Genomic DNA, 12762 nt, shown 5'->3' with positions numbered 1-12762 from the left:
CGTGGCTGGGTGGCCTACTTCAAGTACGGGCACTCCGCCGAGCGCTTCAGCAAGATCAGGCAATATGCGCGGATGCGGCTCGCTTTGTTCATCAGCAAGCGGCGCCGTGCCAGCAAGGGGTTCGGCTGGCGAACACTGGTTGCCTTGTCGCCGAATGAACTCGGCCTGATCGGCATGTATGGAATCGTCGTCTCGCCCTGGCCCTTCAAGGACTGGCGGGTGAGGCCGAATGCCGGCGGTGAACGACGTCGGTGAGCCGGGTGCGGGAGAACCGCATGCCCGGTTCGATGCGTCGGGAGCTGGAAACGGAGCCACGAACCTGGCCATGGTCATCGGGGAGAGCACAGCCGACCGGGAAACCGGCGGAAGAAAGGCCCCGAGCCCTACCGTCAGGAGAAGCCACCGCGCCAGCTCCCGACCCTACAACCTCAGATTCCCTGGTCAGAGGCGGTAAGCGAGATACCGTATCCACGTGACCAGGCGTCCTGCCAGGACACCAGCCCCGGTCCGATCCCGGCGGAGGCACCCCTGACCTGGTCCAGGCGACCGGTTGAAAAAGGTTCAGTGCTGTGTGTTTCGCCGCACGCGTCGCCCGCCATTCACGAATCAGGGCGGATCACTTTGCCAAGGGGGTCAGGGTGGTCAGGTGGGTGCGTAGGACGGTGAGCATTGTGGGGGTGTCGAGGCGGGTGGGGTGGAAGGCGGCCTCCAGGGCGAGGCCGTCGATCAGGGCGCAGAGGCGGCGGGCCTCGGTGGGGATGTCGGTGTTCGGGTGGAGGCGGTAGTCGCGGTGGGCGCCTTGCAGGATGCGGGTGGTGAGGGTGAGGAGACCGTCGTAGAGCTCGTCGGCGTGGGTGCGTAGTTCGGGGCGGGTGCGGGCGGCGGCGACGAAGGAGAGCCAGACGATGACCTCGGCGCGGCGTTGGTCGTCGAGGGGCAGGAGTTCGGCGAGCATGCGGACGACGGTCTCGCGGCGTTCGGCCGGGGGGAGTGGGGTCGGCGGGTTGAGCAGGCGGTCGGCGTGGACGGTCAGCCGGGCCATCAGCCGTCCGGACATCTCGCGCATCGCGAACACCATCAGCTCGGTGTGCCCGGCGAAGTAGTGCCGGACCGACCCGATGGCCAGGCCGGCCTCGGCGGCGACGTTGCGGAGTGAGGCCTGCTCCAGGCCCTCGCGGCCGACCACGCGGAACACCGCCTCGGCGACCGCTCGCCGCCGTTCGTCCGGGTCCACGATTTTCGGCACACCGTCTTTATAGCACGGGCATGCTATAGTCGTTTTTGGCATGGTCGTGCCATAAACGGAGGTGCCATGAGCGAGATACTGCTCCCGGTCGTGGTGGTCGGCCTGGTCGTCGCCGTGGTGATACGGCGGTTCCGGGGGGAGCCGCTGACGGCTCGCGACCTGTTCGTCGCGCCTGTGGTGCTTGTCGGCATCGGGGCGTACGGGCTGATCAAGGACATTCGGCCGGAGGGGGCCGACCTGGCGTGGGTGGTGGCAGGCGCTGTGGTGGGTCTGCTGCTGGGCGCGGTGCGTGGTCTCACGCCACGGCTGTTCGCCCGTGACGGTCACCTGTGGCAGCGCTACACCGTCTGGACACTGCTGGTCTGGGTCGGTTCGTTCGTGGTCAACTTCGGTCTCGGCGCGCTGGCCACGGCAGCAGGTACGCCGGCGCAGGTCCGTCCGATGAGCCTGTCCATCGGCATCGGCCTCCTCGGGGAGGCCATCGCGCTGGGTCTGCGGGCCCGCGCGATGGGCATCCCCTTCGCCCCTGAGCAGGATGGTTCTGCCCTCGATCGACTGGTCGGGCGCTCTTCGTCCGGTGTGGGTGGTTCGAGGGCATCAGCGCCCGGCGCCGGTTCGCGTGACGACAGGTCCCGCCGTACGTGGCCGTGACCGGCCCGGCCAGGGGTGATCGCTACGGCCGGGCCTCCAGGCGCCACAGGGACGTGACTTCTGCGGCCCTGGCGGTATGGAACGGGTCCGTAGGGTCGCTCGCCCGCGGGTGGCGCGGTCTGGTGTCGATCCGGCCCGTCACGCGCAGGCCCGCCGCCGTGATGGTCGTCAGTAGATCGTCGCGCGTTCTGAGGCCGAGGCGTTCGGCCAGGTCGGACAGGATGAGCCAGCCTTGCCCGCCGGGATTGAGGTGGGCGGCCAGTCCCTCCAGGAAGCCGGACAGCATGGCGCTACCGGGATCGTAGACGCCGTGCTCGATCGGGGAGGCGGGGCGGCCCGGGAGCCAGGGGGGATTGCAGACGATGAGGTCGGCCCGGCCCTCGGGAAACAGGCACGGGCCTTCGATATCCACACGTCCGCCGAGATTCAGCCGCCGGACATTGTCGCGGGCGCATTCCAGGGGCGTGGGTGATCGTCGGTGGCGACGATGCGCTGAAATCCCCGTCGGGCCAGTACGGCGGCGAGCACTCCCGTCCCCGTGCCGATATCGAAGGCGACCCCGGAACGACCGGCCGCCAAAGGCAGTGAACCTTTTTCAACCTCAGGTTCGCCGGTCAGAGGCGGTAGGCGCGATGCCGTATCCGCATGACCAGGCGTCCTGCCAGGGTGCCAGGCCCGGTCCGAGCTCGACGGAGGCACCCCTGACCTGGTCCGAGCGACCGGTTGAAAAAGGTGCAGTGACGCGCGAGCGACCAGATCGACGTATTCCCCGCGGACCGGCGAGAACACTCCATAGTGCGGGTGAATGCGAGCGCCGTCCAGCGCCGGAATCCGCACGCCTTTCAGCCGCCATTGATGCGCGCCGATGACTCCGAGCAGTTCGCTGAGGGAGACCACCATCGATTCGCGTGGCGAGCCGTACGCCTCGGCGCAGGCCCGGCGGACGTCGGGCGCGCGGCGCAGGGCCAGGGAATGGCCGCTCGTCAGTTCCACCAGGAGCATGCCCATGACCTGGGCACGGCGTGCGCGGGTACGGCGGTGCAGCCCGAACGCCTGCGCCGGATCGGCGCCGTACGGCACGGGTTTCGCGTCAATGCGACGGCCCATCGCCCGAAGCAATTGCCGGGCATTGTGGAAATCGCCTCGCCACAGCAGACCGGTTCCCTCGCGGGCCAGCCGACAGGCGGTGTCGGCGCGCATCCGGTCGTCGGCGAGGACGATTCGCCGGGGCGGGGGTGCGGTGTTCTCCGAATGCCAGCGGGCGGACACTTCGACTGAGACGGTGGTGTGAGATTCGGTCCAGCGGATGGTGGACACGACGTACTCCTCGCGCTCGAACGTACGAAGACACGAAGTGCACTTCGACGAGGAGCAGAAGAGACCGCCACCGCTCGGGCCATCGAGCGGACGTCAGGGCAGGACGGGCTTAACGCTCCCGCGCCGAAGCGCGCGAGGAGACGTCGCCGAGAACCATGCCGAGCGTCACGATCAGCCCTTTCCAGGAAGGAACAACCGCCCCAGGCTCGCATGTCCCGAACTCCGTCCGCAAACCCGCCCCGGCCCGGCCGTTCGCCACCACAGGCCGTGCGGCCACGTACTCGTATCGTCACGGTTAGTAGTCGAACGATTACGCTCTTCGTATACTGGAGTCTTATGAGCCTCCCAGCCTGGCCGGTCGATGCCCCCCGCCCTCGACCGGCGGCGCGGCGCTCGCCCGCCTGCCGGGCCACGATGGAGGAGGCGAGCGGCGGGCCGCCGCCGTGCATCTGGTCGTGGATCTTCCTGCCAAGAAGGCGATGAGCACGCCCGTCACCATCCGCCGTACTCGCCCGGCGCACCGGAAACGGGCGAGACGCGGGGTGACGGATGCCGACGTGGTCGTGGTCGGGGCCGGGATCGCAGGGCTGGCCGCGACGGCGGAGCTGGCGGAGGCCGGCCGTACGGTGGTCCTGGTCGATCAGCAGGGCAGGCTGGGCGGGCAGGCGCTCTGGTCGTCCGGCGGGCTGTTCATGATCGACACGCCCGAGCAGCGGCGGATGGGCATCCGCGACTCCACCGAGCTGGCCTGGCAGGACTGGCTGGGCACGGCGGGCTTCGACCGCGGCGTACAAGATCCAGAAGGGCAGGATTTCTGGGCGGCGCAGTGGGCGCGGGCCTTCGTGGAGTTCGCGTCGGGGGAGCTGCGGGCGTGGCTGCGCGCGCAGGGGGTGCGGTGGTTCCCGCTGGTGTACTGGCCCGAGCGCGGCGCCCAGCTCGCCGGCGGGCAGGGCAACTCGGTACCTCGCCTGCACATCACCCGGGGCACCGGGCCCGGCCTGCTGGCCCCGCTGGAGCGACGGGTCCGCGCGGCGGTCGAGCGCGGCACGGTACGCCTGCGGTTCGGCCACCGGGTGGACGAGCTGATCGTCAGCGCGGGCGCGGTCACCGGCGTCCGCGGCACGATCCGGCCGCCGGACAACCCCGGTCCCACGGCAGGCGCCACCACCGTGCCCGGCGCGGGTGGCACATGCGCGGAGACGTTCGAGATCAGTGCGCAGGCGGTGGTCGTCACGTCCGGTGGGATCGGTGGTGACCAGGCGCTGGTACGCGCGAACTGGCCGCCGCGGCTCGGCCCGCCGCCTCAGCACATGCTGGCCGGTGTGCCCGGGCACGTGGACGGCCGGATGCTGGCGATCAGCGAACGCGCCGGGGCGCGTCTGGTCAACACCGACCGGATGTGGCACCTGCCGGAGGGCGTCCGGGACGGGCACCCCATCTGGACCGGGCACGGCACCCGCATCCTGGCGGGTCCGTCCGCGCTCTGGCTGGACGCCTGCGGTCACCGGCTTCCCGCCCCCAACTTCCCCGGCGTCGACACCCTCACCACCCTGCGGGCCATCGCCGAATCCGGCCATGACCATTCGTGGTTCGTGCTCACCCGCAAGATCGCCGAGAGGGAGCTGGCGCTGGCAGGGGCCGCGCAGAATCCGGATCTGACCGGCGAGGATCCGCTGGCGGTGGTCAAGCGGCTGCTACCTCGGATGACACCGCCGCTGCGGGCGTTCCTGAGCCTGGGCGCCGACTCCGTGCTGGCCCAGACCCTGCCGGAACTGGTCGAGGGGATGAACGACCTCGCGGGGCAACCACTGATCCGCCTGGACGACCTCAAACGGCAGATCGAGCTGCGGGACCGGGAGATCGGCAGGCGGTTCGCCAAGGACGCGCAGCTCACGGCCATCCGCGCGGCCCGGCGCTACCTGGGCAACCGGCTGATCTTCACCGCCCCGCCGCACCGGATCCTCGACCCGGGGGCGGGCCCGCTGATCGCGGTCCGGCTCACCGTCCTCACCAGGGAGACCTTGGGCGGGCTCCAGACCGACCTGTCCGGCCGGGTGCTACGCCCCGACGGCGAGGTACTTCCGGGCCTGTACGCGGCGGGCGAGGCGGCGGGCTTCGGCGGCGGCGGCATGCACGGCTACCGAGCCCTGGAGGGCGGCTTCCTCGGCGGCTGCCTCTTCTCCGGCCGCCGCACCGGCCGCGCCGTCACCCACGCCACCTGATGCCCACGTCCGACCGCCCCCGGTGTCGCACATGGCCCTCGACGATGGCGTCCCACCTAGTGGTGTAAAAGTCCAGCGATCACGGTCATACCTCGCGGACCGGCAAGAACGGCCGTGGTCCGCCGGATCATGACCGCCCGGCCGCACCCCCACGGGCGCCGCAACGGCGAGACGCACGACGGCGGTGCCCGGCGCCCGCCAACGGCGGTCCGCCGGAACGCGGAGCCAGGCGGCATTTCCACCACTCGTGGGGACGCCATCCCCTCGACGGCGGCCCACGCCGTCCTTGGCCTCTGTGCTGGGCTGTCAGGTCGTACGCGATCGTCGGCCACCATGCCACAGCTGTGCTTGGACCACTGGCTCTCTCACAGTCGCTGGTCGGCGGCCACATCGGCGATCGGACCGCGCGCCCGCAGGTGACGAGGGGTTCTGCGGGGCGGTAGGGGAACGAGGGTGCGCGTGTCGGTGATCGTTTGGCGGGCGCGGGCGGAGTGGACGCCGCCTTCGATGGTTTCAAGGGCGGTGCTCTTGGTGGTGCAGCCTTCTTCGAGGTCGGCTTGGGTGAGGCGGAAGGTGGTGCCTCGGGTGCGGATGCCGTGTCGGTAGTGGCGTGGGGCGCCGAGGGCGGCAAGGGTGCGGGCGGCTTTGGTGAAGAAGAAGCTCTCGCGGTCGCTGGCGGCCTGTGTACGTCGGTGTCCGGTCTCGAGCCGCAGACGGCTGCCGAATTCGCCCGCTGCACCCGTGAGCCGCATACGAAGGCGGTTGCCGGTGGCCTGCTATGCCGTTCTCGGTTCCTGTTCTTGGAATCGGGCTCGTACACGGTCGCGCCGGCCGCCAGCCACGTCTGCCTTGGCGTTGCCGGCGTCCGTGTGTGTCCGCGCCCGATCTTCCATCCGCGAGCCGGACACGCACACAGTCGTCGGCGGCCTCCCTTACCGCCTTTGGTACCTGTACTCGGCCAGCCAGGTCCTTCGCCCTCGCACTCGGGTGCCGGGCTCGTACGTGGTCGCTGGCGGCCATCCATGTCCGTCCTGAAGGGCCGCGTGGCCGGGATCTTGGTGGCCGGCACCGGATCGGTCACACCGCCTGGATGTACATGACCGTGTGATGGGAGTTGGAGGCCCGGCATGGTGGGCGGTGGTCCGCCGGGCTTCCGTGCGTGAGCTGATCGGCCGGTGGGGGCCGGTCGATCAAGTGATCTCCGGGTGGGTGGCTTGGGGGCGGAAGGGGGCCTCCTGGGTAAGGGTGGGCGTTGGGCCTAGCCGGTGGCGACCGGTTCGGGGTGGGGGTCGTTGGGGTCGGGGTCGTCGGCGAAGCCGGGGACCCAGGTGATCACTTCGTCGCGGAAGCGGGCCGTGGTGCCGAGCTGGCAGAGGACGCCCACGCCCGCCGCGTGGACCCGGTGGATCAGCACGTAGGACGGGGGCAGGTTGAGCTGCCTGACCACGTTGTGCGGGCGCAGGTCGGCCACCATGGCCGCCTGCTGTTGCAGCCACTCGCGGCTGAAGGTGAACTCCTCCACTGCGGTCGGCTCGATGTAGGGCGAGAGGAACCCGCGTAGCGCGTCGGGGTCGATGGTGATGTGGTCGCGGATGAAGCCCTCCGCGCGCAGCCCGGCCTCCACCGACTCCATGTCGCCCTGGTTGAAGATCCGGGTCAGGGTGCCGAAGACGGGCGGATAGCCGTTGGGCAGCCGGTTGACCGCGCCGAAGTCGAGGACGCCGAGCCGGCCGTCGGGGGTGATGCGGAAGTTGCCGGGGTGCGGGTCGGCGTGCAGCATGCCGACCCTGGCCGGGGAGCAGAACAGGAACCGCACCAGCAGCAGCCCGGCCCGGTCGCGCTCCTCCTTGGTGCCCTCGGCGATGACCCGGGACAGCGGCGTGCCGTCCATCCACTCGGTGACCAGCACCTGCTCGTTGACCGCGATGACGTCGGGGACGTGGAAGTCGGGGTCGTCGGCGAACTCGCCCGCGAAGGCGTGTTGCGCCTCGGCCTCGTTGAAGTAGTCGAGCTCCTCGGCGATCCGGTCGCGCAGCTCGCCGAGCAGCGGCTTGATGTCGAGCCCGGGGAGCAGCACGCCGAACAGCCTGCCCAGCCTGGCGAGCTGGTTGAAGTCGGCGAGCAGCGCCTTGCCCGCGCCCGGGTACTGGACCTTCACGGCGACCGCCCGGCCGTCGTGCCACACCGCCCGGTGCACCTGGCCGATCGAGGCGGCGGCGGTGGGCCGGTCGTCGAACGACAGGAAGTTGTCCCGCCAGTCGTCGCCGAGTTGTTCGGTGAGCACCCGGTGCACCACCGGGGCGGGCAGCGGGGGAGCGGCGTCCTGAAGTTTGGTCAGCGTGGCGCGGTACGGACCGGCGATCTCCGGCGGAAGGGCCGCCTCGAAGATGGACAACGCCTGGCCCAGCTTCATCGCCCCGCCCTTGAGCTCGCCGAGGACCTTGAAGACCTGGTCCGCGGTGCGCTGCTGGATCTCCTGGGCGACGATCTCCGCGGACTTCCCGCCGATGCGTTTGCCGAGGCCCAGAGCCGTACGCCCGGCGAACCCGAGGGGGAGGGTCGCCAGCTTGGCCGACCGTGTCACGGCCCGGCGGGGAAGGTCACTCACCTGTACGCGCGGTGTCACAGCCATCGATCACGGGCACCGACACCACTACCTCCCTTCGCTACTCGCCCGGACGATGTGGGCCTGAAAGGCACCCGCCCGGATGGCGTGCCGCCAGGCGTGGCGGCGCGGGCATCCGGACGCGCCGGTGGGCGTCGGCCGCGCTCTGGGGGCGCGTCGGCCGTGAGCCCGATCAGGCTCCGATCGTCGATGCGACCATTCTTGCTAATGCAACTGGTTTCGGGAACAACGACATTGCGGGTGGACACTCCAGGATCGCCGCCGCCAGCCCCATATCTGCATGACATCGAGTGTGCCGTTCGTCACAATGCTCTGCCTCTCGTCGATCCATGACAACGCCTGACCGGCCGCGGTGGCGGCGACGATCGTGGCGGTCACCGTGTCGCAGGCGACCTCTCCGGCGGGGTATCCGCCGAGCCGCGCGCTCACCGTCGGCCAGGCCGGGTCGCGGTCGCGGCGGGTGAGGTCGAGGCAGCGCAGGCACGCGGTCACCCCAGGCTGGACCAGCGGGCCGACCACGCCAAGGCCCTCGAACGCGCTGACCAGCAGGTGCGGGATCCCGGCCTCGGCGAGATCGGCCACGAGGATCTGGTCCAGCGGCTCTACGGGGGCCAGAATCGCCAGGGCGGGGTGGTGTGCCCGGTCGGCGGGGTGGGAGGCGGACGCGGAGGTCCAGGCGTTGATGCCGGGGGCGACGGCGCGGGCGCTCGCGACCGCGCCGTCGTGGCGGGGCGCGCCGACCGCCGACCAGCCGAGCCCGCCGGGGATGACATCGCGCGGGCGGGCGGTGGCCGTGTCGCACACGCACAGGTTGCCCACCCCAGAGGCGGCGAGGAGCACCGCGATCTGGGCGCCGACGCGGCCCGCGCCATAGACGCGGACGTGCGCCGCGTGCCGCCGCTCCATCACGGCGGCGCCGCCGTCGACGGTCTCGGGGTGCAGGGAGAGTGCGTCGAGATCGGCCTGCAGCCGGTCGCGCTCGGCCAGGCTGAGCGAGGTCAGCGGCGGCGGGAACGCCGCGTCGTCGAGAACGCCGCGCTGCAGCAGCATGCCGATGAGCGTGCGGGCGTGCTCCTCGGCGAGCCCTTCCTTGGCGGCGTCGGCCACGACCTGGCGCAGCTCGCGCGTGCCGTCCAGGCCCTCGATCACCCGCAGCACCGACGGCTCCAGATCGTGGAGCACCGAAGCGCGCTGCGGGTGCAGCCCGAACTGCAACGTACGCGGGTCGCGGGCGACCCTCCGCAAGGCCGGCTTCAGCCGGGGCCGCCGCAGCTCGCGAATGCCGGTGGCCTGGTGCGCACGCTGGTGAGTGGACACAGTGCTCCTCCCTGATCGACGTCGTGACGATGCACCGCGCTCCGACCGGCTTCGAGCGGTCGCATTTCGCGGCGAGCCGCCAGGATCGCACGCCTTGCGGCACCCGCGAGCCGACCAACCCCCAATCTGTGGATAACTCCATTTGCCCAGCTCACGGCCTGTGGATAACGCCAGGAGGCGGCTGACCGGGGGGCAAATCTCAACAGAACGGGCGTGCCGTCCCGGGTGCGGGCGCTGTAGGTGTTCCAGTGGCGTCGGGACTTGTGATTCAAGGGCGTCCAGAATGATCCGGGACCGTCCGGAATCGCCAGGACGGAGGCGAATGCCGATCAAGCCGTCTTCTCCATGGCTCCTCGCCACTTGTTGCCATGACACTACTTTCCGCAGTCATGTCAGCATGGTTCAGCATGCTTCAGCATCGTTCGCATCGTTCAGCATCGTCCGGCCGGTGAAACCGGCGGCGCGAATCCCGGGCGCGAATCCCGGGCGCGAAACCGGCGGCGCGAAAACCGGCCGGTCCGAGGGTGTGATGATCGGCCGCCCTTTGATCTGTTACTCCCGCGCCTGATCGCGATTCACCATGGGTTCCGATGATGTACGCCGACGCGCCACGCAGATCATCTTCCCGATGGCTACGATCAAGCCACAGGTCGGTGCCCAAGTGATCAAAGGGGCCTCTGGCCTGCGGCGGCGCGCCCGCCGTACGCCGGATTGAATTGATCAAGGGGGTGGCGCGGAGCGGACCGGATCATTCATGACGGCGGCCGGGACTCGGGTAACTCGGAGGTTTTGGCAAATGTCCCGTCTATAGCGATCTGGTGTGGTTGAACATTGAGCGAACGCGGACTGACCAGCGAGAACAGCACTTACCCCCTGTTGGAATTTCCCTTCTCTCGGCTACCGTGCATATGTGCCCCCCGAGACAGTCGAGGTCCGTCGCAGTTCTCGTCGCCGGCGGACCGTGTCCGCGTACCGTGATGGCGACAAGACGATCGTCTTGCTGCCCGCCGGGCTCAGCCGTACCGACGAGGAACAGTGGGTGCGCAGAATGCTCGACCGCCTGGCCGCCAAGGAGCAGCGCAGGCGGCCTTCCGACGCCGAATTGCTGGCGCGGGCACGAGATCTTTCGGCGCGCTACCTCGACGGCAAGGCCGACCCCGTGAGCGTGCGCTGGGTCGAGAACCAGCGCCACCGCTGGGGGTCGTGCACCCCCGACCACGCCACCATCAGGATCTCCACCCGGTTGCGGGGCATGCCCTCCTGGGTGGTCGACTACGTGATCATTCACGAGCTGGCGCACCTGCTCGTGCCGAGCCACGGTCCGGGGTTCTGGGCGCTGGTCGAGCGCTATCCCAGGTCCGAGCGCGCCCGCGGTTACCTGGAGGGCTTCTCCGTCGCCTCGCAGGGCTCGGCCGAGGAGTACTGACCCCTCAGGCCGATACGCTGCCAGGCGTGCAGCGAATCGCGGCCGTACTGGTCACCCCCTCGACGGGAAAAGCCGCGCCGCCGGGCGTGGACCCCGGCGCCTTCCTCCATGCCGTCGCGGAGGACACCTACGAGGTCGCCGCGGGCCTGGAACTCGTCACACCCGCCGTGGTGAGCAGCGTCCCCGGCATCGAGGACATCACCTGGCCGGGCACTCCGGTGGTGAGCTTGCCGCCACTCGGCGGCGCCGAGCTGGTCAGGGCCGCCTTCGAGGGCATCGCGAAGGTCGCGCCGGAGGCCGGGGAGGCGGTGCTGATCAGCGCCGACGCGCCGGACCTGCCCTCCCTGCTGATCGGCAAGCTGTTCCGCGCGCTCGGCCGGGCCCAGGTCTCGGTGTGCCCCGCGCACGGCGGCGGAGCGGTCGCGCTGGCCGCGCGCCTGCCGTACCCGGAGTGGGCCGACGGCGGGATGGACGCCCCGGACGTACTCGCGGCGCTGCGGGCCACGGCTCCCGAACGCCGCGCGGTCGCCACCGGGCCGGGCTGGCACCGCCTGCGCCATCCTGGCGACCTGAGCCTGCTCGACCCCGGCCTCGAAGGCTGGGAGAACACCCGCGACCTGCTGTCCGGCTGACCGCGCCTCAGCTCTCGGGCAGCATCAGCTCGGCGAAGACGGCGCGGTGGTCGGTGCCGGGCAGGGTGTGGATGCTCACGGCACGCACGCCCGCCCGCCGGTCCGCCAGGATGTGATCGATGGTGATGATCGGCGGGACCCGCCGGTTCGCGGGCCAGGTCGGCGTGAGCCCTTCGCCCGCCTGGTCCGCCGCGTCGGTGTACCCGCGCGCCAGCAGGCGGCGCAGCATCGCGTGGTCCAGGCTCGCGTTGAAGTCGCCGGCCAGGACTCGCAGGGTGTCCTCGGTGGCGGCGGGCAGCCGGTCGAGCCCCGCCGTCCACTTGGGCACCTGGTCCCCGATCGGCGGTACCGGATGCACGTTGACGACCTGCACCGGGTCGCCGCCGGGGAGGGCCACGTCCGCGACGGGCATCTTGTGCTGAACCGGCTGGAACAGGTCGGTCACCGGCGTGAGGGGATGCCTGGCATAGATCCCGCCGCCACTGGCGCCCCACTCCGCCTGCAGGTGCCTGTGCGGCATCAGGCGGGCCAGCCCCGCGGCGTCCAGCGCCTGGACCCCGCGCGGAGTCAGCTCCTGCACGCTGATGACGTCGGGATCGAGGTGGCGTACCAGAGCCAGCACCTCGGCCGGGTCGGCCTGCCCGTACAGCATGTTGATGGAAAGGACCTTCAGCGTCCGTCCCGCGGACGCGGCGTGCGCCGAGCCGATCGCCCGGGGCAGCACGCTGAATCCCAGCGCGGCGGCCGTCACGACCGCCACGGCGGTCGCGATCTTGCGCCTGGACAGCGCCGCGAGGAGCACCGCCACCAGCGAGGCCGCCGCCGCGTATGGTGTCGCGGTCATGATCTGGGTGCCGAGCGACCCTCGTTCCAGGCCCGCGACCCGCGCCACCGCCCAGATCGCGAACGGCACCACCACGATCCATGCCAGTGCTCGTGGAACGCGCCAGACGCGACGCCGCCGTGGCGTGACGATCACGCCTCCGACCGGCTCTCCGGCCTTCCCCTTGGTGAGATCCACGTCCGTGGTGCCCCATTCGTTCACGAGCCCGGCTCGACGCCCTCTGTGACGGACCCTAGTGTCATGCGCCAGAAATCCGTCGTAGATATTTAGCGAGGGATTCGAGGATCTCCTCGGCGGTCTTCTTCCACACGAACGGGCGCGGGTTGTCGTTCCACTGGTCGATCCAGGCGCGGATGTCCTTCTCCAGAGCTTGGACGCTCTTGTGCACTCCGCGCCTGATCATCTGATCGGTCAGGAAGCCGAACCACCGCTCCACCTGGTTGATCCATGAGGACCCGGTCGGCGTGAAGTGCATGTGGAA

11 protein-coding genes and 2 pseudogenes are annotated in these 12762 nt (G+C 70.3%); 6 read left to right on the top strand and 7 right to left on the bottom strand.

What is annotated here, in order from left to right; translation table 11 throughout:
• Nucleotides 1-255 (top strand): group II intron maturase-specific domain-containing protein (locus DP939_RS44710; protein WP_199565845.1); only part of this gene is annotated, 255 nt, incomplete at its 5' end.
• A 361-nt stretch (nucleotides 256-616) separates the two neighbouring features.
• On the opposite strand, the gene DP939_RS44705 is transcribed toward DP939_RS44710, so the two are convergent.
• Nucleotides 617-1246, bottom strand: coding sequence for a TetR/AcrR family transcriptional regulator (locus DP939_RS44705; protein WP_113986909.1), 630 nt, complete (start codon nucleotides 1244-1246; stop codon nucleotides 617-619).
• Between the two features lie 66 nt (nucleotides 1247-1312).
• Between DP939_RS44705 and DP939_RS44700 the strand changes: the two genes are divergently transcribed.
• The gene (locus DP939_RS44700) at nucleotides 1313-1897 is read left to right on the top strand and encodes a DUF1453 family protein (protein WP_113986908.1); all 585 of its coding nucleotides are present in this window, start codon (nucleotides 1313-1315) and stop codon (nucleotides 1895-1897) included.
• A 22-nt stretch (nucleotides 1898-1919) separates the two neighbouring features.
• Here DP939_RS44700 and DP939_RS48525 read toward each other — a convergent pair.
• Nucleotides 1920-3214: pseudogene (locus DP939_RS48525) on the bottom strand (methyltransferase).
• A 479-nt stretch (nucleotides 3215-3693) separates the two neighbouring features.
• Between DP939_RS48525 and DP939_RS44685 the strand changes: the two are divergent.
• On the top strand, nucleotides 3694-5436 hold the full coding sequence (locus DP939_RS44685; RefSeq protein ID WP_113986912.1) for an FAD-binding dehydrogenase: 1743 nt from the start codon (nucleotides 3694-3696) through the stop codon (nucleotides 5434-5436).
• 365 nt (nucleotides 5437-5801) lie between these two features.
• Here DP939_RS44685 and DP939_RS44680 read toward each other — a convergent pair whose 3' ends face one another.
• From DP939_RS44680 to DP939_RS44670, 3 genes are all read right to left on the bottom strand, one after another.
• Nucleotides 5802-6188: a hypothetical protein gene (locus tag DP939_RS44680; protein ID WP_113986907.1), complete on the bottom strand. Its 387-nt coding sequence runs from the start codon at nucleotides 6186-6188 to the stop codon at nucleotides 5802-5804.
• Nucleotides 6189-6694: 506 nt separating this feature from the next.
• The gene (locus DP939_RS44675) at nucleotides 6695-8044 is read right to left on the bottom strand and encodes an ABC1 kinase family protein (RefSeq protein ID WP_113986906.1); all 1350 of its coding nucleotides are present in this window, start codon (nucleotides 8042-8044) and stop codon (nucleotides 6695-6697) included.
• A 222-nt stretch (nucleotides 8045-8266) separates the two neighbouring features.
• A complete protein-coding gene (locus DP939_RS44670) occupies nucleotides 8267-9379 on the bottom strand; it encodes a ThiF family adenylyltransferase (protein ID WP_225878944.1) in 1113 nt (370 codons plus the stop codon).
• A 322-nt stretch (nucleotides 9380-9701) separates the two neighbouring features.
• Between DP939_RS44670 and DP939_RS45850 the strand changes: the two genes are divergently transcribed.
• The 3 genes from DP939_RS45850 (at nucleotide 9702) to DP939_RS44660 (ending at nucleotide 11437) form a co-directional block, all read left to right on the top strand.
• On the top strand, nucleotides 9702-9947 hold the full coding sequence (locus tag DP939_RS45850) for a hypothetical protein (RefSeq protein WP_147268424.1): 246 nt from the start codon (nucleotides 9702-9704) through the stop codon (nucleotides 9945-9947).
• A gap of 393 nt (nucleotides 9948-10340) precedes the next feature.
• A complete protein-coding gene (locus DP939_RS44665) occupies nucleotides 10341-10805 on the top strand; it encodes a M48 metallopeptidase family protein (RefSeq protein WP_404828643.1) in 465 nt (154 codons plus the stop codon).
• A 26-nt stretch (nucleotides 10806-10831) separates the two neighbouring features.
• Nucleotides 10832-11437, top strand: a complete 606-nt coding sequence (locus DP939_RS44660; protein WP_113986904.1) for a glycosyltransferase family protein — start codon at nucleotides 10832-10834, stop codon at nucleotides 11435-11437.
• 7 nt (nucleotides 11438-11444) lie between these two features.
• On the opposite strand, the gene DP939_RS44655 is transcribed toward DP939_RS44660, so the two are convergent.
• Together DP939_RS44655 and DP939_RS44650 are read right to left on the bottom strand one after the other, a co-directional pair.
• Complete coding sequence (locus DP939_RS44655; RefSeq protein WP_225878943.1) at nucleotides 11445-12482, bottom strand: endonuclease/exonuclease/phosphatase family protein; 1038 nt, start codon at nucleotides 12480-12482, stop codon at nucleotides 11445-11447.
• 37 nt (nucleotides 12483-12519) lie between these two features.
• Nucleotides 12520-12762: pseudogene (locus DP939_RS44650) on the bottom strand (IS630 family transposase); the annotation flags it as partial.

Origin of the sequence: Spongiactinospora rosea (assembly GCF_003315795.1) — a bacterium.
GTDB lineage: Bacteria > Actinomycetota > Actinomycetes > Streptosporangiales > Streptosporangiaceae > Spongiactinospora > Spongiactinospora rosea.
The sequence above is the reverse complement of the archived record's forward strand: the minus strand, read 5'-3'. Positions and strand labels throughout refer to the sequence as shown.

Excerpts from the sequence above, each read along its gene's own strand:
- DP939_RS44700 (WP_113986908.1), top strand. The coding sequence starts at position 1,313 with ATGAGCGAGATACTGCTCCCGGTCGTGGTGGTCGGCCTGGTCGTCGCC.
- DP939_RS44685 (WP_113986912.1), top strand. The coding sequence starts at position 3,694 with ATGAGCACGCCCGTCACCATCCGCCGTACTCGCCCGGCGCACCGGAAA.
- DP939_RS44680 (WP_113986907.1), bottom strand. The coding sequence starts at position 6,188 with ATGCGGCTCACGGGTGCAGCGGGCGAATTCGGCAGCCGTCTGCGGCTC.
- DP939_RS45850 (WP_147268424.1), top strand. The coding sequence starts at position 9,702 with ATGCCGATCAAGCCGTCTTCTCCATGGCTCCTCGCCACTTGTTGCCAT.